Origin of the sequence: Streptomyces coeruleoprunus (assembly GCF_039542925.1) — a bacterium.
In the GTDB taxonomy this organism is placed as follows: domain Bacteria; phylum Actinomycetota; class Actinomycetes; order Streptomycetales; family Streptomycetaceae; genus Streptomyces; species Streptomyces coeruleoprunus.
This window is the reverse complement of record NZ_BAABIT010000001.1, coordinates 5,643,145-5,669,160: the sequence shown is the minus strand read 5'-3', so window position 1 is coordinate 5,669,160 and position 26,016 is coordinate 5,643,145. Positions and strand designations below refer to the sequence as shown.

The 26,016-nt window shown below is 72.7% G+C and carries 19 protein-coding genes, 1 tRNA gene and 3 pseudogenes; 9 read left to right on the top strand and 14 right to left on the bottom strand.

The window, feature by feature from the left end; translation table 11 throughout:
- Positions 1-53: 53 nt before the first annotated feature.
- From ABEB09_RS25330 to ABEB09_RS25315, 4 genes are all read right to left on the bottom strand, one after another.
- Complete coding sequence (locus tag ABEB09_RS25330; RefSeq protein WP_345692211.1) at positions 54-1,355, bottom strand: branched-chain amino acid ABC transporter permease; 1,302 nt, start codon at positions 1,353-1,355, stop codon at positions 54-56.
- Positions 1,352-2,275, bottom strand: a complete 924-nt coding sequence (locus ABEB09_RS25325) for a branched-chain amino acid ABC transporter permease (protein ID WP_345692210.1) — start codon at positions 2,273-2,275, stop codon at positions 1,352-1,354. Before ABEB09_RS25325 ends, ABEB09_RS25330 begins: the two co-directional genes overlap by 4 nt.
- 196 nt (positions 2,276-2,471) lie before the next feature.
- Positions 2,472-3,632: a branched-chain amino acid ABC transporter substrate-binding protein gene (locus ABEB09_RS25320; protein WP_345692209.1), complete on the bottom strand. Its 1,161-nt coding sequence runs from the start codon at positions 3,630-3,632 to the stop codon at positions 2,472-2,474.
- Positions 3,633-4,030: 398 nt separating this feature from the next.
- A complete protein-coding gene (locus ABEB09_RS25315; RefSeq protein WP_345692208.1) occupies positions 4,031-4,687 on the bottom strand; it encodes an ANTAR domain-containing response regulator in 657 nt (218 codons plus the stop codon).
- A 101-nt stretch (positions 4,688-4,788) separates the two neighbouring features.
- Between ABEB09_RS25315 and ABEB09_RS25310 the strand changes: the two genes are divergently transcribed.
- Positions 4,789-4,860: transfer RNA gene (locus tag ABEB09_RS25310), tRNA-Leu, on the top strand.
- 59 nt (positions 4,861-4,919) lie between these two features.
- On the opposite strand, the gene pyk is transcribed toward ABEB09_RS25310, so the two are convergent.
- On the bottom strand, positions 4,920-6,347 hold the full coding sequence (gene pyk, locus ABEB09_RS25305; RefSeq protein WP_345692207.1) for a pyruvate kinase: 1,428 nt from the start codon (positions 6,345-6,347) through the stop codon (positions 4,920-4,922).
- 122 nt (positions 6,348-6,469) lie between these two features.
- A complete protein-coding gene (locus ABEB09_RS25300; protein ID WP_345692206.1) occupies positions 6,470-7,138 on the bottom strand; it encodes an SIMPL domain-containing protein in 669 nt (222 codons plus the stop codon).
- 126 nt (positions 7,139-7,264) lie between these two features.
- Between ABEB09_RS25300 and ABEB09_RS25295 the strand changes: the two genes are divergently transcribed.
- Positions 7,265-9,070 (top strand): bifunctional metallophosphatase/5'-nucleotidase, encoded by a 1,806-nt coding sequence (locus ABEB09_RS25295; protein WP_345692205.1) that lies wholly within the window; start codon positions 7,265-7,267, stop codon positions 9,068-9,070.
- A gap of 14 nt (positions 9,071-9,084) precedes the next feature.
- On the opposite strand, the gene ABEB09_RS25290 is transcribed toward ABEB09_RS25295, so the two are convergent.
- From ABEB09_RS25290 to ABEB09_RS25275, 4 genes and pseudogenes are all read right to left on the bottom strand, one after another.
- Complete coding sequence (locus tag ABEB09_RS25290) at positions 9,085-10,503, bottom strand: lysine N(6)-hydroxylase/L-ornithine N(5)-oxygenase family protein (RefSeq protein WP_345692204.1); 1,419 nt, start codon at positions 10,501-10,503, stop codon at positions 9,085-9,087.
- Between the two features lie 239 nt (positions 10,504-10,742).
- A pseudogene (gene pepN / locus ABEB09_RS25285) lies at positions 10,743-13,237 on the bottom strand (aminopeptidase N).
- A 56-nt stretch (positions 13,238-13,293) separates the two neighbouring features.
- Positions 13,294-13,632 (bottom strand): chorismate mutase, encoded by a 339-nt coding sequence (locus ABEB09_RS25280; protein ID WP_345692203.1) that lies wholly within the window; start codon positions 13,630-13,632, stop codon positions 13,294-13,296.
- A gap of 11 nt (positions 13,633-13,643) precedes the next feature.
- A pseudogene (locus tag ABEB09_RS25275) lies at positions 13,644-14,530 on the bottom strand (helix-turn-helix domain-containing protein).
- Positions 14,531-14,823: 293 nt separating this feature from the next.
- On the opposite strand from ABEB09_RS25275, the gene ABEB09_RS25270 reads away from it, so the two are divergent.
- The gene (locus tag ABEB09_RS25270; protein ID WP_345692202.1) at positions 14,824-16,566 is read left to right on the top strand and encodes a glycoside hydrolase family 35 protein; all 1,743 of its coding nucleotides are present in this window, start codon (positions 14,824-14,826) and stop codon (positions 16,564-16,566) included.
- A 130-nt stretch (positions 16,567-16,696) separates the two neighbouring features.
- Here the strand turns inward: ABEB09_RS25270 and ABEB09_RS25265 are convergent.
- Positions 16,697-17,505 (bottom strand): annotated as a pseudogene (locus ABEB09_RS25265) (S1 family peptidase).
- A 201-nt stretch (positions 17,506-17,706) separates the two neighbouring features.
- On the opposite strand from ABEB09_RS25265, the gene ABEB09_RS25260 reads away from it, so the two are divergent.
- Positions 17,707-18,639: a hypothetical protein gene (locus ABEB09_RS25260; protein ID WP_380840113.1), complete on the top strand. Its 933-nt coding sequence runs from the start codon at positions 17,707-17,709 to the stop codon at positions 18,637-18,639.
- A gap of 8 nt (positions 18,640-18,647) precedes the next feature.
- Here the strand turns inward: ABEB09_RS25260 and ABEB09_RS25255 are convergent, their stop codons facing one another.
- Together ABEB09_RS25255 and ABEB09_RS25250 are read right to left on the bottom strand one after the other, a co-directional pair.
- A complete protein-coding gene (locus tag ABEB09_RS25255) occupies positions 18,648-19,562 on the bottom strand; it encodes an SDR family oxidoreductase (protein ID WP_345692200.1) in 915 nt (304 codons plus the stop codon).
- Between the two features lies 1 nt (position 19,563).
- Entirely contained in the window at positions 19,564-20,331 is a 768-nt protein-coding gene (locus ABEB09_RS25250) for an SDR family oxidoreductase (protein ID WP_345692199.1), read from the bottom strand.
- Positions 20,332-20,395: 64 nt separating this feature from the next.
- Between ABEB09_RS25250 and ABEB09_RS25245 the strand changes: the two genes are divergently transcribed.
- From ABEB09_RS25245 to ABEB09_RS25225, 5 genes are all read left to right on the top strand, one after another.
- Positions 20,396-21,172, top strand: coding sequence for an enoyl-CoA hydratase family protein (locus ABEB09_RS25245; protein ID WP_345692198.1), 777 nt, complete (start codon positions 20,396-20,398; stop codon positions 21,170-21,172).
- Positions 21,169-22,035 carry a CoA transferase subunit A gene (locus tag ABEB09_RS25240; protein ID WP_345692197.1) on the top strand — a complete coding sequence of 289 codons (867 nt, stop codon included), beginning with the start codon at positions 21,169-21,171 and terminating at the stop codon, positions 22,033-22,035. Before ABEB09_RS25245 ends, ABEB09_RS25240 begins: the two co-directional genes overlap by 4 nt.
- The gene (locus ABEB09_RS25235) at positions 22,032-22,757 is read left to right on the top strand and encodes a CoA-transferase subunit beta (RefSeq protein WP_345692196.1); all 726 of its coding nucleotides are present in this window, start codon (positions 22,032-22,034) and stop codon (positions 22,755-22,757) included. Before ABEB09_RS25240 ends, ABEB09_RS25235 begins: the two co-directional genes overlap by 4 nt.
- A complete protein-coding gene (locus ABEB09_RS25230; RefSeq protein ID WP_345692195.1) occupies positions 22,757-23,815 on the top strand; it encodes an NAD(P)H-dependent flavin oxidoreductase in 1,059 nt (352 codons plus the stop codon). Before ABEB09_RS25235 ends, ABEB09_RS25230 begins: the two co-directional genes overlap by 1 nt.
- A gap of 164 nt (positions 23,816-23,979) precedes the next feature.
- Positions 23,980-24,807: an SCO6745 family protein gene (locus ABEB09_RS25225; protein WP_345694082.1), complete on the top strand. Its 828-nt coding sequence runs from the start codon at positions 23,980-23,982 to the stop codon at positions 24,805-24,807.
- Between the two features lie 28 nt (positions 24,808-24,835).
- On the opposite strand, the gene ABEB09_RS25220 is transcribed toward ABEB09_RS25225, so the two are convergent.
- Positions 24,836-25,993, bottom strand: coding sequence for an acetyl-CoA C-acetyltransferase (locus ABEB09_RS25220; protein WP_345692194.1), 1,158 nt, complete (start codon positions 25,991-25,993; stop codon positions 24,836-24,838).
- Between the last annotated feature and the right edge of the window lie 23 nt (positions 25,994-26,016).

The following is a 26,016-nucleotide window of genomic DNA, read 5'->3' as shown; positions in this document are numbered from 1 at the left end:
TCCCGCCGGCTCGGTCATGGCGTCGGCGTCGCCGATGCCTTCCTCGGCCATCTTCAGCTCGCGCTGTCGACGGCGAGAGGGCCAGATGCCCTGCGGCGGTAAATCATCATGATCACGAGGAGGGCGCCCAGGTACATGTACCGGTCCGCCGGGTCCACATAGTCCTTCAGCGCCTCGGGCAGCCACACCAGCAGTGCCGCACCGGCGAGCACGCCCGGGATGGATCCCATTCCGCCGAAGATCACGTACGCGAGGATCAGGATCGACTGGAGGAGCGGGAAGACCTCGGGGTTGATGTACCCGTACTTGCTGGTGAAGATCACGCCCGCGACGCCCGACGTCGACGCGCCGATCGCGAAGGCCATCAGCTTGAACCGCACGGTGTCGACACCGTTGGCGGCCGCGGCGATCTCGTCCTCGCGGATCGCCGTCCAGGCACGGCCCACGCGGGAGTGTTCGAGGCGCGAGAAGAGGATGATCACCAGCACGATGAAGAACACCAGCAGGTACCAGTACGGCAGTGGCTTGATGGACCACTTGAAGTCGATGCCCGCGAAGTCGATCGAGAAGTCCGGGATGAGCCGGGCGCCCTGCGGACCGCCCGTGATGCCGTCCGCGTTCTTGGCGACCAGGTAGATGATCTCGTGGAAGCCGAGGGTCACGATCGCGAGGTAGTCACCGCGCAGCCGCAGGGTCGGGGCGCCCAGCAGGACACCCGTGATCAGACAGGTCACGACCGCGATCGGGATGACCCAGAAGTTGTTGAGGACCACCGGCGGTTCGACCGGGAGGCGGCCCGTCCAGAAGGCCGTCGAGTAGGCGCCCACCGCGAAGAAGGCGAAGAAGCCCAGGTCGAGGAGGCCGGCCCAGCCGATGACCACGTTCAGGCCGATCGCCAGCAGGGCGAAGATGGCGATCTGGTCCACGAGGACCGTCTGCCAGGTCCGCGAGAGCAGCGACGGCACCCACAGCGCCAGCACCAGGGCCAGCACGATCAGGCCCCAGCGCAGTCGCGGGTCGGCCTGTACCCGGGTGCGGACGGCGTCCATCGGCCCGCCGACGCCCGACTTGGCCATGCCCACCAGGCCCTTGACCGGCTCGGCCGCGAACTCGCGCACCGCCCAGATGCCGACGGTGACGGCGAGGCAGATCCACAGCCCGCCACCGGTCAGCGAGCCCTTGAGCGAGAAGAAGATGTCCCGGGTGTTGCCCTGCTCGCCGGTGACCAGCGCCAGCAGCACACCGAGCGCCACCATCGCCCAGAGCCGGGTGAACCGGGGCTGCTGGTACCAGGCCGTACGACGCAGCTTGCTCGCCGCGGACGTCATGTCCTTCGAGGAATCGACCGCGCTCATGCCGCCCTCCCCACTTGCTTGCCGAGGATGCCCATCGGACGGAACATCAGCACGAGAATCAGAACCACCATCGCGGAGACGCTGCGCCACTCGTCGCCGAGCAGCGGCACCGTCATCGTCTCCACCACACCGATCAGCACACCGCCGGCCATCGCGCCGCGGATGTTGCCGATGCCGCCCACGACGGCCGCGGCGAACGCGGTGATGCCGGGGATGAAGCCCATCGTGTACGAGACCTGGTTGAGGTTGGCGAACAGGAAGCCCGCCACACCGCCCAGCACACCGCCGATGATGAAGGTCCGGGAGATGACCCGGTCGATGTCCACGCCCATGAGCGAGGCGACTTCCGCGTCCTGTGCGACGGCGCGGATTCCCTTGCCCAGCTTGGTCTTGGTGACCAGCAGGTCGAGGCCGATCATCATGACGACGGCCGTCACGAACTGCAGCAGCTGGGTGATGTTCACGCCGGCGCCGAAGAGGGAGAACACATTCCTGTTCTCGTACATCTCCGGCAGCGTCATCGGGTCACGGCCGAACAGCTTGCCCGCCAGGTTGTACAGGAAGAAGGAGGCGCCGATGGCGGTGATGAGGAAGATCAGGCGGGGTGCGCCGCGCCGGCGCAGCGGCCGATAGGCGACCTTTTCCAGGCCGTACGCCGTGACTCCGCCGAAAAGGGCCGAGCCGGCCATGGCGAGGGCGACGAATCCGATCGATGCGAGAGCCGAGGGGGTGTCCCCCGGATTGACCAGCTGGAGCACGATCAGACTGCCGTAGGCGCCCAGCATGAAAACCTCGCTGTGGGCGAAGTTGATGAGCTGGAGAACACCGTAGACAAGGGTGTAACCGATGGCGATGACGGCGTACAGAGAGCCGAGCATCACCCCTAGGACGAGATAGTCCCAGAATTCCTGAAGGGACATGGAAGAGACTTCCTTGTGGGAGCGGGGCGGGACCACTGCGCTCGTGGCAGGAGGGGCAGCCCGCGGGCGGAACGTGTGGATCGGCGGATCAGCGGAGGCCGGGAACCGGGGAGGGGTCCCGGTGCGGGACGGGGGCCGGGAGAAGCTGTCCCTCCCGACCCCCGTTCACCTGGCTTTCGAGCCGCTTCGGTCTGCCTCAGCCGGCCAGCTGGTTGACGTTGCCCAGGTAGCCGATCTTGCCGCCCTTGACCTGGTACAGGTAGACGTCCGTGCCCTTGAACTCACCGTTCTCGTCGAAGGAGAACGACTTGGTGAGGCCCTTGTACGTCGCCTTGGCGAGCGCGTCGCGCAGCGCCTCGCGCTCGACGTCGCCCTTCTTCGCCCGGATCTGCTCGATGATCATGTTGGCGATGTCGTAGGCCTCGGCCGAGTAGGTGCCCGGGGCCCGGTTGAACGCCTTCTGGTAGTCCGCCGTGAACTTCTTCGTGCCGGCCTCGACGGTGGCGTCGGTGCACGGGCAGGTCAGGAACCAGCCCTCGGAGGCGTCGCCCGCCAGCTCGATGAACTTGGCGTCGTTGGTGCCGTCACCGGAGATGGCCGCACCCTTGTAGCCGGCGTCCTTCAGCTTCTTGGCGAAGGGCGCGGCGTCCTGGTAGTAGCCGGCGTAGATCAGCGCGTCGGCCTTGGAGTTGACGACGTCCTTGGCGGTGGCGCTGTAGTCCGGCGTCTTCTGCGGGACGGCCTTGCGGACCACCTGGATGCCGGCGTCCTTGAGGCCCTTCTCGGCCACACCCGCCAGACCGGTGCCGTAGTCGGTCTTGTCGTCGATCAGGTAGACCTTCTTGGCCTTCAGCTTCTTGGCGTAGTAGGTCGCCATGGCCGCGCCCTGCTGGTTGTCGTTCGGGACACCGCGCAGGAGGCTCTTGAAGCCGTTCTTCGGGTCGGTCAGGGTCGGGTTGGTCGCCGAGGGCGACACCGTGACCATGCCGGCCTCGGTGTACAGCGGGGACGACGTGTTCGTGGGGCCCGAGAAGGCGGGGCCGACGACGGCGACGATGCTCTCGTCGTCGATGACCTTCTGCGCCGCGGCGGTCGCCTTGTCCGGCAGGCCCTGGTCGTCGGCGGCGACGTATTCCAGCTTCACGCCCAGGTCGCCCTTGGCGTTGGCCTGGTCGATGGCCAGCTTCACGCCGTTCTGCATGTTCTCGCCGAGTGCGACGTTGTCACCGGAGAGCGGGCCCTGGAAAGCGATCTTCAGCGTGTCGCCGCCGCCGCCGGAATCCGAGCTGCACGCGGTCAACGCCAGAGCGCCCACAGCCAGCGGTATCGCAAGCTTCACGATGGTCTTGTTCAGCACAACGCACTCCCTGGAGCCGCCCGAACGATCTTGTGTGAGCGGGAAGTTCGACAACTTCCTCACATGACACCGCTTGTCCGTGCGGTGTGCGGGGAATGTAATCGTCTGTTCGGGTCTCCCGATAGGTGACCGGGCGATGTGTGATCGCCCTGTGACCTGGGTCATGCGCCGGAAACAGAACACTCCTTACCGGTGAGCGGACAATCCGCTAAAGATGCACAGGATCCCGGCGCACCGTAAATGATCTTCGCAAGCAGCGACGGCACGACCGAAAACCACCTCTGAGCTGCGAAGAAACACGAAACCCCCGGCCGGTAGCCGCTCCGAACGGAGCTGACCACCTCACCGGGGGCCGTACGCGGGCCGTACGACGGCCGCTTCGGTCAACGGGCCCTGCGTTACTGGCCCTTCGCCGCCTTCTTCTCCTCGGCGTCCTCGATGACCGCCTCGGCGACCTGCTGCATCGACATACGGCGATCCATGGAGGTCTTCTGGATCCAGCGGAACGCGGCGGGCTCGGTCAGCCCGTACTGCGTCTGCAGGATGCTCTTCGCGCGGTCCACCAGCTTCCGGGTCTCCAGCCGCTGCGCGAGGTCCGCGACCTCCTTCTCCAGCGCCCTCAGCTCCGCGAAGCGGGAGACGGCCATCTCGATGGCCGGCACCACGTCGCTCTTGCTGAACGGCTTCACGAGGTACGCCATGGCGCCGGCGTCCCGCGCCCGCTCCACCAGGTCGCGCTGCGAGAACGCGGTGAGCATGAGGACGGGCGCGATCGACTCCTGCGCGATCTTCTCCGCCGCGGAGATGCCGTCGAGGACGGGCATCTTCACGTCCAGGATCACCAGGTCCGGCCGGTGCTCCCGGGCGAGCTCGACGGCCTGGGCGCCGTCTCCGGCCTCGCCGACGACGGTGTAGCCCTCCTCCTCCAGCATCTCCTTGAGATCGAGACGGATGAGGGCCTCGTCCTCGGCGATGACGACGCGGGTCGTCAGCGGCGGGACGTGCGACTTGTCGTCGTCGGCGACGGGCTGCTGGGGCGACTCGGGGGCGGTCAAGGAGGCTCCTCGTTGGGGACAGGCATAGCTCCCCATGAGCCTACCCAGCTCCTGTAAGGTAGGAGCCAACAGGGTCTCAGCCGACCTTCGTTTCGAAGGATGCCCGGTAGCCCAGCGGTAGAGGCAATGGTCTCAAACACCATATAGCGTGGGTTCGAATCCCACCCGGGGTACTTTTTCGGGGATTCCAAGGTCACCCCTTACGGCGCCGTCAGCGTGATCGAAGCGGTCGCTAGCGCACCGGGTCGCCGATGTGGTGGACGCGGACCAGGTTCGTGGAGCCCGGGACACCCGGCGGGGAACCGGCCGTGATGATCACGATGTCCCCCTTCTGACAGCGCCCGATCTTCAGCAGGTGGTCGTCCACCTGGGCGACCATCGCGTCCGTGGACTCCACGTGCGGACCCAGGAAGGTCTCGACGCCCCACGTCAGGTTGAGCTGGGAGCGCGTCGCGGGGTCCGGCGTGAAGGCGAGCAGCGGGATCGGCGAGCGGTAGCGGCTGAGGCGGCGGGCGGTGTCCCCGGACTGCGTGAAGGCCACCAGGAACTTGGCGCCCAGGAAGTCGCCCATCTCGGCGGCCGCGCGGGCGACGGCGCCTCCCTGCGTCCGGGGCTTGTTGCGGTCGGTCAGCGGGGGCAGCCCCTTGGCGAGCACGTCCTCCTCGGCCGCCTCGACGATCCGGCTCATGGTGCGGACCGTCTCCATCGGGTAGCGGCCGACGCTCGTCTCGCCGGAGAGCATGACGGCGTCGGTGCCGTCGATGACGGCGTTGGCGACGTCGCTGGCCTCGGCGCGGGTGGGCCGGGAGTTGTCGATCATCGAGTCGAGCATCTGGGTGGCCACGATGACCGGCTTGGCGTTGCGCCTGGCGAGCTTGATGGCGCGCTTCTGGACGATCGGGACCTGTTCGAGGGGCATCTCGACGCCGAGGTCGCCACGGGCGACCATGATCCCGTCGAAGGCGGCGACGATGTCGTCGACGGCGCTGACGGCCTGGGGCTTCTCGATCTTGGCGATGACGGGGACGCGGCGGCCCTCCTCGTCCATCACGCGGTGGACGTCCTCGACGTCCCGGCCGCTGCGGACGAACGACAGGGCGATGATGTCGGCGCCGGTGCGCAGCGCCCAGCGGAGGTCCTCGACGTCCTTCTCGGAGAGCGCGGGCACCGAGACGGCGACGCCGGGGAGGTTGAGGCCCTTGTTGTCGGAGACCATGCCGCCTTCGAGGACGGTGGTGCGGACACGGGGGCCGTCGACCTCGGTGACCCGGAGGGCGACGCGGCCGTCGTCGACGAGGACGCGCTCGCCGGGGGTGACGTCGGCGGCGAGGCCGGCGTACGTCGTGCCGCAGTGGTGGCGGTCGCCCTCGGTGGGCTCGGTGGTGATGGTGAAGGTGTCGCCGCGTTCAAGCAGTACGGGACCTTCGCGGAAGCGGCCGAGGCGGATCTTCGGGCCTTGAAGGTCGGCGAGGACGCCCACACTGCGGCCCGTCTCCTCGGCGGCCTTGCGTACGCGTGCGTACCGTTCCTCGTGGTCGGCGTAGCTGCCGTGGCTGAGGTTGAGGCGGGCGATGTCCATGCCCGCTTCGACGAGTGCCTTGATCTGGTCGTATGTATGGGTGGCTGGGCCCAGGGTGCAGACGATTTTGGCTCGGCGCATGGGGCGAGCCTATGGCTTACCGGCCGGTAGAAGTCGGGCTGTGGACGACGGCCAACGCCCCTTTCATACAGGGGTGTTGACAAGTGTTGAAGTGTGCAGTGGGGCGCTCCGATGAGCATGTGTCAGAGGGTCGGCGGGTGCAGCGTGAAGCGGGCGTCGATGTGCGCGACGACGGTCTGGCGCTGCGGTTCGAGGGCGAGGGGCGGCGCGGCCTCGGCGGCCTCGGCGGCGAAGGCCATGCGGGGCGCGGCGCCGCCGAAGGGGACGGGCATGTCGGCGGCGGTGTCGTTGAGTTCCAGCAGGGCGTCGAGGTCGGTGCCGAGCGCGCGGGCGTAGGTGCGGGCGCGCTGGACGGCGTCCTCGACGGCCTCCCTGCGGGCCCGGGCGTAGGCCGGCGAGGTGGGGCGCAGGGCCCACCAGGGGCCGTCGACGCGAGTGAGGTCGAGGTCGGCGAGGCGGGTGGTGAGTTCGCCGAGCGCGGTGAAGTCGTGGAGGGTGGCGGCGAGGTGGACGGTGCCGTGGTAGGCGTGGACGCGTTCGCCCCTGTTGCGCCGGGTCAGTTCGGGAGTGAGGGAGAACGCCCCGGTTTCCAGGCTTTCGACGGCTTCGTCGTACTGCTGGATGAGAGCGAGGGCCGCGTCGTTGCGGCGGGTGAGGTCGTCGAGGGTGGCCCGGCGGTCGGTACCGCGCGCGGTGAGCGTGACGCCGATGCGGGCGGTCTCGGGCTCGGCCTCGACACGCGCCTCGCCGCGGACGGTGATGTGGGGTGCCTCGGGTGTGGGGGTGGCCATGGGGAGTCTTTGGCACGTGGTCACCAGATCGAAACCTGGTGGGACTGTTCGGGGGCGAGGCGGCTGGGCCAGAATCTACGCGCGTTATGTCTACGCGCGTTGTGCGAACGGAGCGAGGGAGATTCGATGGCGCTCAACCGTAGGGGTTTTCTGGGGCGGTCCGCCGCCGTTGGTGCCGGTGTGGCCGTGGCCGGTGGAGTGGCGGCGGCCACACCGGCAGCCGCCGTGGCGCCGGAGGCGGCCAGGGCGCCCAAGCGCTACTCCTTCACCGTGATGGGTACGACCGACCTGCACGGCAACGTCTTCAACTGGGACTACTTCACGAACCGGGAGTTCGACGACAAGGCCCACAACGACGTCGGCCTGGCGAAGATCTCCACGCTCGTGAACCAGGTCCGCGCGGAGCGCGGCCCGCGCAACACGCTGCTGATCGACGCGGGTGACACGATCCAGGGCACCCAGCTGTCCTACTACTACGCCAAGGTCGACCCGATCACCGCGGAGGCCGGGCCGGTCCACCCGATGGCTCAGGCCATGAACGCCATCGGCTACGACGCGGCGGCCCTCGGCAACCACGAGTTCAACTACGGCATCCCGGTCCTGCGGAAGTTCGAGGAGCAGTGCGACTTCCCGCTGCTCGGCGCCAACGCGCTGGACGCGAAGACGCTGCGGCCGGCCTTCCCGCCGTACAGCATGCACCGTCTGCGGACGCCCTGCGGGCGGGACGTGCGGGTGGCCGTGCTCGGCCTGACGAACCCGGGCATCGCCATCTGGGACAAGGCGAACGTCGCCGGGAAGATGGTGTTCCCGGGCCTGGAGGAGCAGGCGGCGCACTGGGTGCCGAAGCTCCGCTCCATGGGCGCCGACGTCGTGATCGTCTCCGCGCACTCCGGTTCCAGCGGCACCTCCTCGTACGGGGACCAGCTGCCGTACATCGAGAACGCGGCGGCGTTGGTGGCCGAGCAGGTGCCGGGCATCGACGCGATCCTGGTGGGCCACGCCCACACGGAGATCCCCGAGTACCGGGTGGCGAACAAGCAGACCGGCAAGGAGGTCGTGCTGTCGGAGCCGCTGAAGTGGGGGCAGCGGCTGACGCTGTTCGACATCGACGTGGTGTGGTCGAAGGGCCGCTGGGTGGTCGAGAAGGTCGGCGCGCAGGTGCTGAACTCGAACACCGTCGAGGAGGACCCGGAGATCGTGAAGCTCCTCGCCGACGAGCACGAGAAGGTCGTGGCGTACGTCAACCAGGTCATCGGCACGTCGCCGGTCGTCATGTCGACCGCGCAGGCGCCGTGGCGGGACGAGCCGATCATCGACCTGATCAACCACGTGCAGGCGGAGACCGTGAAGACGGCCCTGGCGGGCGGGGCGTACGCCGCGCTGCCGGTCCTTTCGCAGGCCTCGTGCTTCTCGCGGACCGCGGCCATCCCGGCCGGAAAGATCACGATCCGGGACGCGGCGGGGCTGTACCCGTTCGAGAACACGCTGGAGGCCCGGCTGATGACCGGCGCCCAGCTGAAGGAGTACCTGGAGTACTCGGCGAAGTACTACGTGCGCACGCCGAAGGACGCCGCCGTGGACACCGCGAAGCTGACGAACGCGGACGGCACGCCGGACTACAACTACGACGCGGTGTACGGCCTGACGTACGACATCGACATCGCGCAGCCGGTGGGCTCGCGGATCGTGAACCTGTCGTTCGGGGGCGCTCCGGTCGACCCGGCCGCCGAGTTCGTGCTGGCCGTGAACAACTACCGGGCGAACGGCGGCGGCGCGTTCCCGCACGTCGCGTCGGCGAAGCAGCTGTGGGCGAACTCGGACGAGATCCGTAACACGATCATCCAGTGGGTGCAGGCGAAGGGCGCGCTGGACCCGGCCGAGTTCGCGTCGGTGGGCTGGCGGCTGACCCGTGAGGGCGTGCCGGTGTTCTGAGCCCGCCGGTGGGTTCAGACCTGCTGTTCGAGCGGCGTGAGCGTCCGTCCCTGGGTGGGGATCCGCGGGGGCTCACGCCGCTCCAGGCCGAAGCTGGTGAAGGCGGTGCGGTCCGGCAGGGGGTAGGGCTGCTTGCCGGTGAGGTGGTTGAGGACGGTGGCGCTGCGCCAGGCGGTCAGGCCGTGGCCGGGGGCGCCGACGCCGTGGGTGTGGGTCTCGGCGTTCTGGACGTAGACGGAGCCGGTGACGGACGGGTCGAGGACCAGGCGGTGGTGGTCGTCGATGCGGGGGCGCTCCTTGGAGTCGCGGCGCATGTAGGGGTCGAGCGCGGCGAGCACGCGGTGCAGGGGGCGCTCGCGGTAGCCGGTGGCGAGGACGACGGCGTCGGTGGTGAGGCGGGAGCGGGTGCCCTGCTGGAGGTGCTCCAGGTGCAGCTCCACCTTGGTGGTGGCGAGGCGGCCCGCGGTGCGGACGCGGACGCCGGGGGTGAGGACGGCGTCGGGCCAGCCGCCGTGGAGGGTGCGGCGGTACAACTCGTCGTGGATGGCGGCGATCGTGCCGGCGTCGATGGCGCGGTGCAGCTGCCACTGCTGCGGGACGAGGTCGTTGCGTACGTGCTCGGGCAGGGCCTGGAAGTAGCGGCTGTAGTCCGGAGTGAAGTGTTCGAGGCCCAGCTTGGAGTGTTCCGCGGGGGCGAAGGCCTCACTGCGCGTGAGCCAGTGGATCTTCTCGCGGCCCGGGGGCCGGGTGCGCAGGAGGTCGAGGAAGACCTCGGCGCCGGACTGGCCGGAGCCGATGACCGTCACGTGGTCCGCCGCCAGCAGCCGTTCGCGGTGGGCGAGGTAGTCCGCGGAGTGCAGGACGGGGACGGCGGGCGCCTCGACGAGGGGCTTGAGGGGCTCGGGGACGTACGGCTCGGTGCCGACGCCGAGAGCGATGTGGCGGGTGTGGACGCGGCCCAGGGCCTCCGCCTCGCCGTCGGCGTCGAGCTGGGTGTAGTCGACCTCGAAGAGGTCCAGCTCGGCGTTCCAGCGGACGGAGTCGACCTGGTGCCCGAAGTGCAGCCCGGGCAGGTGGTCGGCGACCCAGCGGCAGTAGGCGTCGTACTCGGCGCGGTGGGTGTGGAGGCGCTGGGCGAAATAGAAGGGGAAGAGGCGGTCGCGGCCGCGGAGGTAGTTGAGGAACGACCAGGGGCTGGTCGGGTCGGCGAGGGTCACCAGGTCGGCGAGGAAGGGGGCCTGGAGGGTGGTGCCCTCGATGAGGAGGCCGGGGTGCCACTCGAAGGCGGGGCGCTGCTCGTAGAAGGCGGTGGCGAGGCCTCCGGGGACGCCGTGGGCGAGGGCGGCGAGGGAGAGGTTGCTGGGGCCGATGCCGATGCCGATCAGGTCCAGGGGCTGCTCGGGCTGTTGCGGGGGTGTGCCGGTACCGGTCATCGGTCGGTGCTGCCTTCCGGGTGGGTGACGCTGTGCGTGTGACGTTCTGTGAGCCAGCGTGTACCGAGCGTGCGCCATGTGGGCGTGCTGTGAGGGGATTTCAGCGGATCGGGTGATGGGCGGCGGTAGGCGGGCGGCCCCCGGTCCGGTACGCACGAGGCGCCCCGGCCGGTGGGCCGGGGCGCCTCGTGGTGTGCGGCCGGCCGGTGGGCCGGGGCGCGTGGTGGGTGGCGGGTGGCTCAGCTCTCGCGGACGCGGAGGGCGCGGCGGAGGTCGTCGAGCCGGTCGACGAGCTGGCGGCGGAGGGCCGGGGTCAGGTCGTCGCGGGTGAGGGTCTCCTCGCCGAGGCGCAGGTTGTCGGCCGTGACGGCGTAGCCCGGGAACGCGTACCGGCCGGCCGCCGTGGCGATGGCGGGGCCGCGGCGGGCGGCGAGGGCGGCGGCGGCGGGTAGTAGCGGCCGACGTAGTCGTGCAGGAGGCCGGTCTGCTCGGGCTGCCAGAAGCCCTGGGCGGTGGCGTTGAACAGGTAGTTGGACAGGTCGTCGTTGGCGAACAGCTGCTGCCAGGCCGCCTCCTTGGCCTCGGGCGTGGGGAGGGCGGCGCGGCAGCGGGCGGCGCCTTCCTGGCCGGTCGCGCTGGGGTCGCGCGCCAGCTCGGCGGCGATGGCGTCCTCGTCGGTGGCGCCGAGGACGGCGAGGCGGCTCAGGATCCGCCAGCGCAGCTCGGGGTCGAGGTCGGGTCCGCCGGGGATGCCACCGTCGCCGAGCCAGCCGTGGAGGGTGCCCGTGCGGTCGGTGCAGTCGATGAAGTGGCGTACGGCGGTGAGGCGCAGGCCCGGGTTGCGGCCGTCCTCGGTGCGGCGGATGAGGTCGCGGGTCAGCTCGGTGAGCGTGGCGAGCGCCGCGGGCCGGTCGTCGGCGGGCAGGTAGCGGCCCGCGATCTGGTCGGCGGCGAAGCCGAGGACGCCCTGGACGATGGCGACGTCGGTCTCCTCGGGCAGGTGGGCGCGGGCGGTCTCCAGGTAGGCCACCGGTTCGAGTTCGCCGTCGCGGACCATGTCGCGCAGGGTGTTCCAGAGCAGCGCCCGGGTCAGCGGGTCGGGCACTCCGGACAGGGTGCGCAGGGCGGTCTCCTCGGACGTCCCGTCGAGGCGGATCTTGGCGTAGGTGAGGTCCAGCTCGTTGGGGACGACGAGGGCCGGGCGGTTCCCGGACCGGACCTCGGGCCCGCCGTCCTGCGGGACGTCCGTCTCGTACCGCTCGCGCAGGACGAGGCTGCGGCCGTCGCTGAGGTCGCGGTCGTACACGCCGACGGTGATGCGGTGGGGGCGGGTGCCGTCGTTGGCGAGGGTCAGGGCCCAGCGTCCGGGCGGGGCGTCGACGGTGGCGGTGAGCGTGTCGATGCCGGTGGTGCGCAGCCACGCCTCGGCCCACCCGTGGACGTCGCGGTCGGTGGCGGAGGCCAGGTTGTCGATGAAGTCGGCGAGGGTCGCGTTGCTGAACTTGTGCCGGGCGAAGTGGTTGTTGATGCCGGCGAGGAACTCCTTCTCCCCCATCCACGCGACGAGCTGGCGCAGCGCGGAGGCGCCCTTGGCGTACGAGATGCCGTCGAAGTTGAGCAGCGCGGAGGCGGTGTCGGGCACGGCGTCCGGGTCGGGGGCGACGGGGTGCGTGGAGGGGCGCTGGTCGGCGTCGTAGCCCCAGGCCTTGCGGGCGACGCCGAAGTCGATCCAGGTGTCCGGGTAGCGGTCCGTGGCCTCGTTGATCGTCTGGTAGCCCATGTACTCGGCGAACGACTCGTTCAGCCAGATGTCGTCCCACCACTTGAGCGTGACGAGGTCGCCGAACCACATGTGGGCCATCTCGTGGGCGATGACCATGGCGCGGGTCTGGCGCTCGGTGACGGTCACCGCGGAGCGGAAGACGAACTCGTCGCGGAAGGTGACGAGGCCGGGGTTCTCCATGGCGCCGGCGTTGAACTCGGGCACGAACGCCTGGTCATAGGAGTCGAACGGGTACGGCTCGGTGAACTTCTCGTGGTACCGGTCGAAGCAGCGCCGGGTGACGTCGAGGATCTCCTCGGCGTCGGCGTCCAGGTGGGGGGCCAGGGAGCGGCGGCAGTGGATGCCGAAGGGCAGCCCGGCGTGCTCGGTGCGCACGGAGTGCCAGGGGCCGGCGGCCACGGCGACGAGGTACGTCGAGATGAGCGGGGTGGTGGCGGCCTCCCAGCGGCCGTCGTCCCGGCGGGTGGTGACGCCGTTGGCGAGGACGGTCCACGTGTCGGGGGCGGTGACGGTGAGGTCGAAGGCCGCCTTGAGGTCGGGCTGGTCGAAGGCGGCGAAGACGCGCTGGACGTCCTCCATGAACAGCTGCGTGTAGACGTACGTCTCGCCGTCCGTGGGGTCGGTGAAGCGGTGCATGCCCTCGCCGGTGCGCGAGTAGTGCATGGCGGCGTCGACGCGCAGCTCGTGGGCGCCCTCGGCGAGGCCGGTGAGCGGCAGGCGGTTGTCGTCGAGGGCGGCCGGGTCGAGGGGATGCCCGTCGAGGGTGGCGCTGCGCAGCGTGGCGGGCTTGAGCTCGACGAAGGTGTCACCGGCGGCGCGGGCCGTGAAGTGGATGACGGTGGTGGAGTCGAAGGTGTCGTCGCCGGTGGTGAGGTCGAGGTCGACCGCGTAGCGGTGGACGTCGATGAGCCGGGCTCGGGTCTGCGCTTCGTCGCGCGTCAGTACGGGCATGCGCCCCATGCTGCCCGATGGGGTCGCGGCGGGTCAGGGGGCTTTCGCTGTGAGCGTCAGGCGGCGGCGTCAGGGTTTGGCGGGGGTGTGCCGTTGCCGGCGAGGGTCTCGTGGTGGCGGATGACCTCGGCGATGATGAAGTTGAGGAGCTTCTCGGCGAACGCCGGGTCGAGTTTGGCGGCCTCGGCGAGCTGGCGGAGCCGGGTGATCTGGCGGGCCTCGCGGTCGGGGTCGGCGGGCGGCAGGTGGTGGCGCGCCTTGAGGAGGCCGACCTGCTGGGTGCACTTGAAGCGCTCGGCCAGCATGTGGACGACGGCGGCGTCGATGTTGTCGATGCTTTCGCGCAGGCGGGTCAGTTCGGCGCGGACGGAGTCGTCGATGTCGCTCGTGCTCATGGTGGGCGAGCTTAGACGGGTTTGGGGGTGATGGTCGGCGGGTGTTCGGGATCCGGGACGCGGGTGCTCCAGCCGCCGGGGACGGTACGGCTCTGTTGGGCGCGGAACCGGACGGGCGGGGTGCCGACGCGACGGGTGAAGAGGCGGGAGAAGTAGGCCGGGTCGTCGTAGCCGACGCGGCGGGCGACGGCGGAGACGGGCAGGTCGGTGGTGGCGAGGAGCTCCTTCGCGCGGCCCAGGCGGACGGACAGCAGGTAGTCCTTGGGGCTGCATCCGGCGGTGCGGCGGACGGCGGTGCGCAGTTCGGCGGGGGTCATGCCGTGGCGGGCGGCGTGCTCGGCGACGGTGAGCGGGCGGCAGGCGTCTCGGGCGAGGGCGTGGAGGACGGGGTGGCCGTCGGTGCCGGTGTCGGCGCGGGCGCGGCGGAGGGCGACCAGCAGCTCGTGGACGGCCGCGGCGGTCTCGACCTCCAGGAGGGGGTTGCCGGGGCTGGCCGCGCGGGCGATGCGGCCGATGGCGGCGCGGGCGGCGGCGGTGTCGGCGAGCGGACGACGGGGCGGTCGGGCTCTATGTAGCCGAGCTCGGTGTAGGTGGTGGTGGCGGGCCCGGTGAAGTCGACGAAGCTCTCGTCCCAGCCGGTGACGGGGTCGGGGGCGTAGTGGTGGGGCACGCCGGGGGTGAGCCAGATGACGGCGGGCGCGGTGACGGTGGTGCGGCGCCCGTCGGGGGTGCGGTACCAGCCGGTGCCGGCGGTGACGACGACGGCGACGTGGTGGTCGAGCGTGCGGGGGCCGACGGTGGGGAGCGCGCCGTGCTGGAGGCCGACGCCGAGGCAGACGAGGCCGAGGCGGTGGTGGAGCGGGCTGGGGGTGAAGTAGCGCATCCAGGTGTGGTACATGCGTCCCCTTTCCCGGTCTGGGCCCGCGTCCGACGTCCGGCGCCGGCCCGCGTCCGACGTCCGGCGCCGGCCCGCGTCCGACGTCCGGCGCCGGCCCGCGTCCCGCGTCCGGTGCCGGCCGCGCGTCCCCGCGTCCCTGCGTCTCCCCCGGTGCCGGCCCCGCGTTCCTGCGTCCAAACAGCGCCGATCTTTGTCCATGGACCGGCCGGGCGCCAGAGGGCGAGGGTGGGCGCTCGGCAGGGCGACGGACGAAGGGGCTGGGTGCCGTGGTGGGCGGGTGCGGGGTGTTCTCGGTGGGGGACGCGGACTTTCTGCTGGACGGGCGGCCGGTGCGGTTGTTGTCGGGCGCGCTGCACTACTTCCGGGTGCACGAGGCGCAGTGGGGGCACCGGCTGGCGATGCTGCGGGCGCTCGGCCTGAACTGCGTGGAGACGTACGTGCCGTGGAACCTGCACGAGCCGGAGCCCGGCCGGTACGGGGACGTGGGCCGGCTGGGCCGGTTCCTGGACGCGGTGGCGGCGGCCGGGCTGTGGGCGATCGTCCGGCCGGGCCCGTACATCTGCGCCGAGTGGGAGAACGGGGGGCTGCCGCACTGGCTGACCGGGCGGCTGGGGCGGCGGGTGCGGTCGGACGACGCGGAGTTCCTGGTGCACGTGGAGCGCTGGTTCCGCAGGCTGCTGCCGCAGGTGGTGGCGCGGCAGGTGGACCGGGGCGGGCCGGTGGTGCTGGTCCAGGCGGAGAACGAGTACGGCTCGTACGGCTCCGACGCCGGCTACCTGCGGCACGTGGTGGACCTGCTGCTGGGATGCGGCGTGACGGTGCCGCTGTGCACGTCGGACGGGGCGGAGGACCACATGCTGACGGGCGGGTCGGTGCCGGGGGTGCTGGCGACGGTGAACTTCGGGTCGGGCGCGCGGGAGGCGTTCGGGGTGCTGCGGCGGCACCGGCCGGAGGGGCCGCTGATGTGCATGGAGTTCTGGTGTGGCTGGTTCCGGCACTGGGGTGAGGGGCGGGGGGTGCCACGGGACCCGGCGGAGGCGGCACGGGCCCTGCGGGAGGTGCTGGAGTGCGGGGCGTCGGTGAACCTGTACATGGCGCACGGCGGGACGAGCTTCGGCGGGTGGGCCGGCGCGAACCGGGCGGGCGAGCTGCACGAGGGGCCGCTCCAGCCGACGGTGACGTCGTACGACTACGACGCGCCCGTGGACGAGGCGGGCCGGCCGACGGAGCTGTTCCGGCGGCTGCGGGAGGTGCTGGCGGAGTACGCGGAGGGCCCGCTGCCGGAGCCTCCGGCGCCGCCCGCGCGGCTGGGCGCGCCGGTGGGGGCGGCGCTGCGGGACTGGGCGCCGCTGCCGCGGGTGCTGGAGGTGCTGGGGGACGAGGAGTGGGACGGGCCTGTGCCGCCGTCGTTCGAGGAGCTGGGCGTGGACCGGGGGGTGGTGTGCTACCGGTGGGAGGTGCCGGGGCCGCGGCGGGGTTATCCGCTGTCGGTGCGGGGGCTGCGGGACCGGGCGGCGGTGTGGGTGGACGGGGTGCGGGCCGGGGTGGTGGAGGGCGAGGACGCGGTGCTGTGCGGGGGCCGGGCGGTGGCGGGCCCGGCGGTGGTGGAGCTGTGGGTGGAGTCGCTGGGGCGGGTCAACTACGGGCCGCGCCTGGGTGAGCCGAAGGGCGTGACGGGCGGGCTGCGGCACGAGCGGCAGTACGTCCACGGGGTGCGGGCTCGCGGCCTGCGCGTGGACGCGTTCACGCCGGGCGCGGTGGCGCGGGTGGGGTTCACCTCGCGGGAGGAGGGGCGAGGTGGGGAGCCGGGACTCCACCGGGGGGTGCTGGAGGTGGTGGGGGCCGGGGACGCGTGGCTGGAGCTGCCGGGGTGGGTGCGCGGGTTCGTGTGGGTGAACGGGTTCTGCCTGGGGCGCCACTGGTGCGTGGGCCCGCAGGAGTCGCTGTTCGTGCCGGGGCCGGTGCTGCGGGAGGGGGCGAACGAGGTGTGGGTGCTGGAGCTGGAGGGCGCGGGGGACGGCGTACGGCTGGCGTAGGAGGGCCGGCCCTCGTGGGCGTACGCGGGGGCCGGGCGTACGCGGGGAGGGGCGGGCCCGGCGGCGTGGCCGGGCCCGCCCCTCCCTTCAGGGTGCGCGGGTCGTGCTCGTGGTGGGGGTGCGGGTGGTGCTAGAGGGTGGCCGCCGCGGACTTGATGGCGGCGGCGAAGGTGGACACCTCGGTGTACACGCCGGGGTAGTTGGGCCGGGCGCAGCCGTAGCCCCAGCTGACGATGCCGACCTGTATCCAGGCGCCGTTCGCGTCCCTGCGGAACATGGGGCCGCCGGAGTCGCCCTGGCAGGTGTCGACGCCGCCCTGGGTGTAGCCGGCGCAGATCTCCTCGTTGGCGACCAGCTCGCCGTACGACTGCTTGCAGGTGGCGTCCGAGACGAAGGGGACCTGGGCCTTGAGCAGGTAGCGCTGCTGGCTGCCGCCCTCGCGGTTGGCGCCCCACCCGGCGACCGTGAAGGTGCCGCTGTTGTACTGCGTGGTGGTGGCGATGTTGAGCGTCGGCAGGTTGATCGGCTGGGCGAGCTTGATCAGTGCCCAGTCCTTGCCCGTGCCGTTGTAGCGGGGGCCTGGAGGACCTTGGTGGAGCGGACCTTGATGGCGGAGCTGCTCTGCAGGTCCACGACGCCGGCGGTGGCGGTGATGCTGGTGTTGTTGCCGGAGCCGCTGACGCAGTGGGCGGCGGTCAGCACGATCTGCTGGGTGAGCAGCGAGCCGCCGCAGCCCATGGAGAGCCGGACCATCCACGGGAACTCGCCCTGGGCGGCGCGGGTGCCGCCGACGACGGGGGCGGGGGCCGCGGAGGCGGAGGACGGCTGGAGGCTGAGCGCCGCGAGGACGACGGCGCCGGCCGCGGCGCATCTCTTCAGGGCACGGATCAGTGTCTTCTTCAACTCTCTGCCTTTCGTGGGGGGTTGAGCCTTCCGCATGGACGGGACACCCGCCGCAATGACATGGGCCCGTCAAGGCGTGGTCGGGATTATCCGGAGGTCTTCACGGGCGCCACAAGGCCGTGTTTTCGGCCATCCCGTCACGCGCGCGGTCCGCCGCGCGGCGGCCGTACCGTGGGAGGAGGGACCCCGGGCGGGGCTGCAGGCGAGGCCGCGCCCCGGGGCGGGCCGACGTCGTACATGGGGGTGCCGGACGTGGCGAACGGCAGGGCGGGCGGCGAGGTCGTCCACGGCTTTCCGCACCTGGAGACCGTGCGGGCGGCGATCACCGCGCTGTACCGGCGGATCTCGTACGAGGGGCTGGGGGCGTACGCGACGAGCGTGGCCCCCGCCGACGTGGCCTTCGCCGACGGCGACGACCTGCACCTGGGCGCCCAGCGGGTGGCCCACGCGCTGGTGCAGCAGCTACGGCTGCCGGAGGCCCGAATGATCGTGAGCTTCCGGGCGATGACGCATGCCGCGAGCGTCGAACTGGCCGCCGGGCCGGAGTACTTCATCGAGCTGAACGACAGGTTCCGTACGCACCGGCGGGACATCGGGGCGGCCCTCGCCCACGAGATCACGCACGTGCTGCTGCACCGGCTGGGCCTGGAGTTCCCCGGCACGCGGGACAACGAGATCCTCACGGACACGGCGACCGCCTACCTGGGGGCGGGCTGGCTGCTGCTGGACGCCTTCCGGGAGGACGGCGTGAGCAGCCAGAAGCTCGGCTACCTCACGCCGGAGGAGTTCGGGTACGTGCTGGCCAAGCGGGCCCGGGTGTTCGGCGAGGACCCGTCGCCCTGGTTCACCAGCCCGCAGGCGTACACGGCGTACACCGCGGGGCGGGTGGAGGCGGAGCGCGACGAGCGGCGGCCGCCACTGGTGGCGGCGGGCTGGGCGGGCCGGCACCGCTACGCGAAGGACCGCCGGTGGGCCCGCGAGCACCCGGGCACCCGGGCGTCGCCCGGCGGCGTCGGGTACGCGTTCGAGGACGGGGCGCCGGGGGCGGGCGCCGGACTGCGGGTCTCGTTCCCGTGCCCCACCTGCCACCAGCGCATCCGGGTCCCGGTGCGGGGCCGGGTACGGGCGCGGTGCGGGTTGTGCCGCACGGTGCTGGAGTGCGACACGTAGCAGGCGGTTCAGGTCGTCCGCGCCCCGTACGGCGGGAGCGGCGGGTCCGCGGCCCCGACGAGGGCCCGGGCGACGTCGCCGGCCTCTGCCGGGGTGAGGCGGGTGCCCTTGTCGCTGCCGGGGCCCGGGTGCCAGCCGCACATGAGGGTGATCCGGCCGCCCTCCGCCTCGAAGACGCGGCCCGTCACGCCCTCGTTCGCCGCGCTGCCCAGCCAGACCACCAGCGGGGACACGTTCTCCGGGGCCATCGCGTCCGACGCCATGGCGGCGGCGAAGACGTGCTCGGTCATGCGCGTGCGGGCCGCCGGGGCGAGCGCGTTGACGTGGACGCCGTACGGGGCCAGCTCGGCCGCGGCGACCAGGGTGAGGGCGACGATCCCCGCCTTGGCGGCGGAGTAGTTGCCCTGGCCGACGCTGCCCAGCAGGCCCGCGCCCGAGGTGGTGTTGACGATCCGCGCCCGGGGACGGCGGCCCGCCTTGGCCTCCGCCCGCCAGTGCGCCGCGGCGTGCTTGAGCGGCAGGAAGTGCCCCTTGAGGTGGACGCGTACGACGGCGTCCCAGTCGTCCTCGTCCAGGTTGACGAGCATCCGGTCGCGCAGGAAGCCCGCGTTGTTGACCAGGGTGTCGAGCCGGCCGTACGTGTCGAGCGCCGCCGTGACGAGGGACGCGGCGCCCTCGGTGGTGGCGATGTCGCCGCGGTGGGCGACGGCCTCGCCGCCGGCCGCGCGGATCTCGGCGGCGACCCGTTCGGCGGGCCCGTCGTCCGTGGGCGTGCCGTCCGTGGGCGTGCCGTCCAGGGCCACGCCCAGGTCGTTGACCACGACGCGGGCGCCCTCGGCGGCGAAGGCCAGGGCGTGGGCGCGGCCCAGGCCCCGGCCAGCGCCCGTGACCGCGACGACGCGGTCCGCGCAGATTCCTGCCATGTCACCTGTCCTTTCCGGCCGTTGACGCGGTGAGGTACGCGGGGCGCTCGCCGCCGCCGTGCACGAGCAGCGACGCGCCGCTGACGTAGGCGGCACGGTCGGAGGCGAGGAAGACGGCCGCCGCGCCGATGTCCGAGGGCTCGGCCAGCCGCCCGAGCGGCACGGTGCGGGCGACCGCGGCGACGCCCCGCGCGTCGCCGTAGTGGAGCGCGGACCGCTCGGTGGCGACCATGCCGGGCACCACGGTGTTGACCCGGACCTCCGGCGCCCACTCCACGGCCATCGAGCGCGCCAGGCTCTCCAGCCCCGCCTTGGCCGCGCCGTACGCCGCCGCGCCGGGCGACGCGCGGCCGCCGCTGACGCTGCCGACCATGACGACCGCCCCGTGGCCCGAGTCCCGCAGGTACGGGTACGCGGCCAGCGAGACCGTCAGCGGCGCCGTGAGGTTCAGCTCCAGCACGCGCGCGTGCCGCTCCGCGTCCGCCTCGGCGAGGAGCCGGTACGGCGTGCCGCCCGCGTTGTTCACCAGCACGTCCAGGCCGCCGTGGCGGGCGGCCGCCCCGTCGACGTACGCCCGGACCGCGGCCGGGTCCCGCAGGTCCAGGGGCGTGAACTCGGCGGTGCGGCCCGCCTCCCGTACCGGCTCGTCCGGCGGGCGCCGGGCGCACACCAGCACGCGGGCTCCCGCCGCGAGGAAGGCGCGGGCGATGCCCGCGCCCACGCCCCGGGTGCCGCCGGTGACGACGGCGACCCTCCCGTCCAGCTCCATCGGCTGCTACCTTCCGGTCGAAGGTGCCTAACAAACGTTTGGTGGAAAGGTAGCTGATCCGCCCATGGGTGTCTCCACCACCGGCCCGGAGAACGGCGTCCGCCTCGTCACCGTCGACTTCCCGCCCGTCAACGCCCTGCCCGTGCGGGGCTGGTACGACCTCGCCGACGCCGTACGCGCCGCGGGCCGCGACCCGGACGTCCGCTGTGTCGTCCTCGCGGCGGCGGGCCGCGGCTTCAACGCGGGCGTCGACATCAAGGAGTTGCAGCGCGACCCGGGGCACCAGGCCCTGGTCGGCGTCAACCGCGGCTGCGCGGAGGCGTTCTGGGCCGTGTACGCGTGCGAGGTCCCCGTCGTCGCGGCCGTCCAGGGCCACTGCCTGGGCGGCGGCATCGGCCTCGCCGGCAACGCGGACGCGATCGTGGCGGCCGACGACGCCGTGTTCGGGCTGCCCGAGCTGGACCGGGGCGCCCTCGGCGCGGCCACGCACCTGGCCCGGCTGGTCCCCCAGCACCTCATGCGGGCCCTGTACTACACCTGCCGGACCGTCACCGCCGCCGAGCTGCACGCCCACGGCTCGGTCTGGCGAGTGGTGCCGCCCGGCGACCTCCTGGACGAGGCGCTGGGGCTCGCCCGCGACATCGCCGCCAAGGACGGCACGCTGCTGCGGCTCGCCAAGGCGGCCCTGAACGGCATCGACCCCGTCGACGTCCGCCGCAGCTACCGCTTCGAGCAGGGCTTCACGTTCGAGGCGAACCTGACGGGCGTGGCGGGGCGGGTGCGGGACACCTTCGGCTCCGGCGGCTCCGGCCTCCGTTCCGGCGGGAGGGAGGAGCGGTGAGCGCCGACAAGATCCTCTCCCTCGACGAGGTCGCGGGGCGGCTGCGCAGCGGCATGACCCTGGGCATCGGCGGCTGGGGCTCGCGCCGCAAGCCGATGGCCCTCGTGCGGGCCGTACTGCGGGCCGGCGTGGCCGACCTGACCGTGGTGACGTGCGGCGGGCCCGACGTGGGGATGCTGGCCGCGTCCGGCCGTGTCCGCACGCTCGTCGCGCCGTTCGCCACGCTCGACTCCCTCCCCCTCGAACCCCGGTTCCGGGAGGCGCGCGAACGCGGCGCGCTGCGGTTCGAGGAGCTGGACGAGGCGATGTTCCTGTGGGGGCTGCACGCCGCCGCGAACCGGCTGCCGTTCCTGCCGGTCCGCGCCGGGCTCGGCTCGGACGTGATGCGGGTCGGCCCCGGGCTGCGCACGGTGCGCTCCCCGTACGCGGACGGCGAGGAGTTCGTCGCCGTGCCGGCCCTGCGCATGGACGTGGCGCTCGTCCACATGAACCGCGCCGACCGGCACGGCAACGCCCAGTACCTCGGGCCCGACCCGTACTTCGACGACCTGTTCTGCCGGGCCGCCGACACGGCGTACGTGTCCTGCGAGCGGATCGTCGGGACGGCCGAGCTGACGCGGGACGCCGCCCCGCAGACGCTGCTGATCCCCCGGCAGGACGTCACGGGCGTCATCGAGGCGCCGGGCGGCGCGCACTTCACCTCCTGCGTCCCCGACTACGGGCGGGACGAGGAGTTCCAGCGGATGTACGCCACCACGGACTTCGGCGACTTCACCGCCCGCTTCCTGGCCGCCGACGCCTCGGGCGACGGCGAGGAGGCGTACCGGCGGGCCGTGCGCGCGTGGAAGGAGGACCGGACATGACGAACCCCGTCACCCGCGCCGAGTACTGCGTCGTCGCCTGCGCCGAAGCCTGGAGGGGGGCGGGCGAGGTCCTGGCGAGCCCCATGGGGACGATCCCGTCGATCGGGGCCCGCCTCGCCCGGCTGACGTTCTCCCCCGACCTGCTCCTCACCGACGGCGAGGCCCTGCTCGTCGACGCGGACGGCGCGGTGGAGGGCTGGCTGCCGTACCGCCGCCACCTCACGCTCGTCACCGGCGGCCGGCGGCACGTGATGATGGGCGCGAGCCAGCTCGACCGGTACGGCAACCAGAACATCTCGTGCGTCGGCGGCCACGAGCGGCCCGCCCGGCAGCTGCTCGGCGTGCGGGGCGCGCCCGTCAACACGCTGAACAACCCGACCAGCTACTGGATACCGCGCCACTCCCCGCGGGTCTTCGTCGAGCGCGTCGACATGGTCTGCGGCGTGGGGTACGACCGGGTGCCGGCCGGGGCGCGGTTCCACCGGCTGGTCCGGGTCGTCAGCGACCTCGGGGTCTTCGACTTCGCGACCCCGGACCGGACGATGCGGCTCGCGTCCCTGCACCCGGGGGTCACCGTCGAGCAGGTACTCGCCGCGACCGGGTTCCCGCTCGCGGCCGGCGCCGACGTGCCGTACACGCGGACGCCGGACTCCGAGGAGCTGCGGCTGATCCGTGAGGTGATCGACCCGGGCGGGGCGCGGGAGCGGGAGGTGCGGGGCTGATGCCGGTCGAGACGGCGCTGACGCGGCTGACCGGTGTGCGGCATCCGGTCGTGCAGACCGGCATGGGGTGGGTGTCCGGGCCACGGCTGGTCACCGCGACCGCGCGCGCCGGCGCCCTCGGCATCCTGGCCTCCGCGACGATGACGGCCGACGGGCTCCGGGCGGCGGTACGGGAGGTGAAGTCCCGTACCGACGCGCCCTTCGGGGTGAACCTGCGGGCCGACGCGGCGGACGCCCGGGAGCGGGTGCGGATCCTGATCGACGAGGGGGTGCGGGTCGCGTCGTTCGCCCTGGCGCCGTCGCGGGAGCTGATCGCCGAGCTGAAGGACGCCGGAGTCGTCGTCATCCCGTCGGTCGGCGCCCGGCGGCACGCCGAGAAGGTCGTGGCGTGGGGCGCGGACGCGGTGATCGCGCAGGGCGGCGAGGGCGGCGGCCACACCGGGGACGTGGCCACCTCGGTGCTGCTGCCGCAGGTGGTGGACGCGGTGCCGGTGCCCGTGGTGGCGGCGGGCGGATTCCACGACGGGCGGGGGCTGGTGGCGGCGCTGGCGTACGGGGCGGCGGGGGTCGCGATGGGGACGCGGTTCCTGCTGACGTCGGACGCGCCGGTGCCGGACGCGGTGAAGGCCCGGTACCTGGCGGCGGGCGTCGGCGATGTGACGGTGACGCGGGCCGTCGACGGGGTGCCGCACCGGATGCTGCGCACGGAGCTGGTCGACGCGCTGGAGTCGGCGGGCCGGGGCCGGGCGCTGCTGCGGGCGGTACGCCACGCCGCCGCGTTCCGGGACGTGTCGGCGCTCTCGTGGCGGGCCCTGGTGCGCGACGGGCTCGCCATGCGCCGTGGCCGGGGGCTGTCCTGGGCCCAGGTGCTGATGGCCGCGAACAGCCCCATGCTGCTGCGGGCGGCGATGGTCGAGGGGCGCACGGACCTGGGGGTGATGGCCTCGGGGCAGGTGGCCGGGGTGATCGAGGACCTGCCGAGCTGCGCGGAGCTGGTCCGGCGGATCATGGCCGAAGCCGAACACGTACTGGGTGCGCTTCCGGACGCTTCCGGCTGACCGTCCCTGGCGCGCGGGCGGCCGGGGACAGAATCCGGCCCATGGACACGACGACGCCCAGGGACACGACGACCCCCACGAGCACGACGACACCTACGAACACGACGGCACCCACGGACACGGACACGACGGCAGAGAACACCGCCGGGAGCACCGCCCGCCGGATGTGGGAGCTGGCCGAACCGGTGCACGCCGTCACGTACTTCGCGCCCGAGTGCCGGGAGGCCTTCGAGACGGCCGGACTGCGGGGCTTCTGGCGGGGCTACTTCGCCGGGCGGGCGGCACCGTTCGGGGCGACGGGTCCCGGGCCGGTGACGGCGGCGTTCTTCTCGTTCGCCCCCAGGATGGTGGCGCGGGCCCTGCCCTCGGTGTGGGAGTACGTGACGCCGCAGGAGGCGCTGGCGGTACGGCGGGCGGCGGCCCGCGCGGCGCTGGAGCGGCTGCTGAAGGGCCTGGACGCCGAGGTGGAGCGGGCGGCGGCGCTGCTGGCCCGGTTCACGGACGAACCGGACTGCGCGGGCCGGCCGCTGGCCGCGGCCAACGCCGCGCTGCCGCGCCCCGAGGACCCGCTGGGCCTCCTGTGGCACACGACGACGGTGCTGCGGGAGCACCGGGGCGACGGCCATGTGGCGGCGCTGGTGGCCGCCGGCCTGGACGGCTGCGAGGCGCTGGCGCTGCGGGCGGGCATCGACCTGCCACGCGGTGAGCTCCAGCCGTACCGGGGCTGGACGGACGAGGAGTGGGACGCCGCGGTGGCCCGGCTGGAGGCGCGCGGCCTGGTCACGGCGGCGGGCGCGGCGACCGCCGAGGGGCGCCGCCTGCACGCCCGCGTGGAGGCGGCGACGGACCGGGCGGCGGCACGGCCGTGGCGCGGCGCCCCGGACGCGGTCGCGGAACTGGGGGCGGCACTGGAGCCGCTGGCGGCGGCGTGCTCGGAGGCCCTGCGCTTCCCGAACCCGATCGGCGTACCGGACACGCGTACCCGGTCCTGAGAGCGGCCGCCCGCCCCGGCCGTCGGCCCTACAGCCGTTCGATGATCGTCACGTTGGCCTGGCCGCCGCCCTCGCACATGGTCTGGAGGCCGAACCGGCCGCCCGTGCGCTCCAGTTCGTGGAGGAGGGTCGTCATCAGGCGGGCGCCGGTCGCGCCGAGGGGGTGGCCCAGGGCGATGGCGCCGCCGTTGACGTTGACGCGGGCGGGGTCGGCGCCCGTCTCGTGGAGCCAGGCGAGGACGACGGGCGCGAACGCCTCGTTGATCTCGACGAGGTCGATGGCGTCCATCGTGAGACCGGTCTTCTTCAGGGCGTGCGCGGTCGCCGGTATGGGCGCGGTCAGCATGCGGATCGGGTCCTCGCCCCGTACGGACAGGTGGTGGACACGGGCCCGGGGCGTCAGCGCGTGCGCGGCGACGGCGCGTTCGCTCGCGAGCAGCAGCGCGGCGGCCCCGTCGGAGACCTGCGAGGAGCAGGCGGCGGTGACGGTGCCGCCGTCGAGGACGGGCCGCAGCGCGGCCATCCTGTCGAGGGTGGTGTCGCGGCGCGGGCCCTCGTCCGCCGTCACGTCCCCGTACGGGACGAGTTCGCGGTCGAAGCGGCCCTCGTCGGCGGCGCGGACCGCGCGGCGGTGCGACTCCAGGGCGTACTCCTCCTGGGCGCGGCGGGTGATGCCCCAGTCGCGCGCGATGAGTTCGGCGCCGTGGAACTGGTTGACGGGCGTGTCCCCGTAGCGGTCCCGCCATCCCGCGGACCCGGCGAACGGACCGTCCGTCAGGCCGAGGGGGACGGCGGCCTGCCGGGACGCGTAGGCGATCGGCACCATGGTCATGTTCTGGACGCCGCCCGCCACCACGAGGTCCTGCGTCCCGGACAGCACGGCCTGCGCGGCGAAGTGCACGGCCTGCTGGGAGGAGCCGCACTGGCGGTCGACGGTGACGCCCGGGACCTCCTCGGGCAGCCCCGCGGCCAGCCACGCCGTACGGGCGACGTCCCCGGCCTGCGGGCCCACCGCGTCGAGGCAGCCGAACACGACGTCGTCGACGGCGGCGGGGTCGATCCCGGACCGGTCCACCAGGGCCTTGAGGACGTGGGCGCCCAGGTCGGCGGGGTGGACGGCGCCGAGCCCTCCGCCGCGCCGCCCGACCGGGGTGCGTACCGCTTCGACGATGTAGGCCTCGGCCATGGCGACTCCTCGATGAGCGTGCG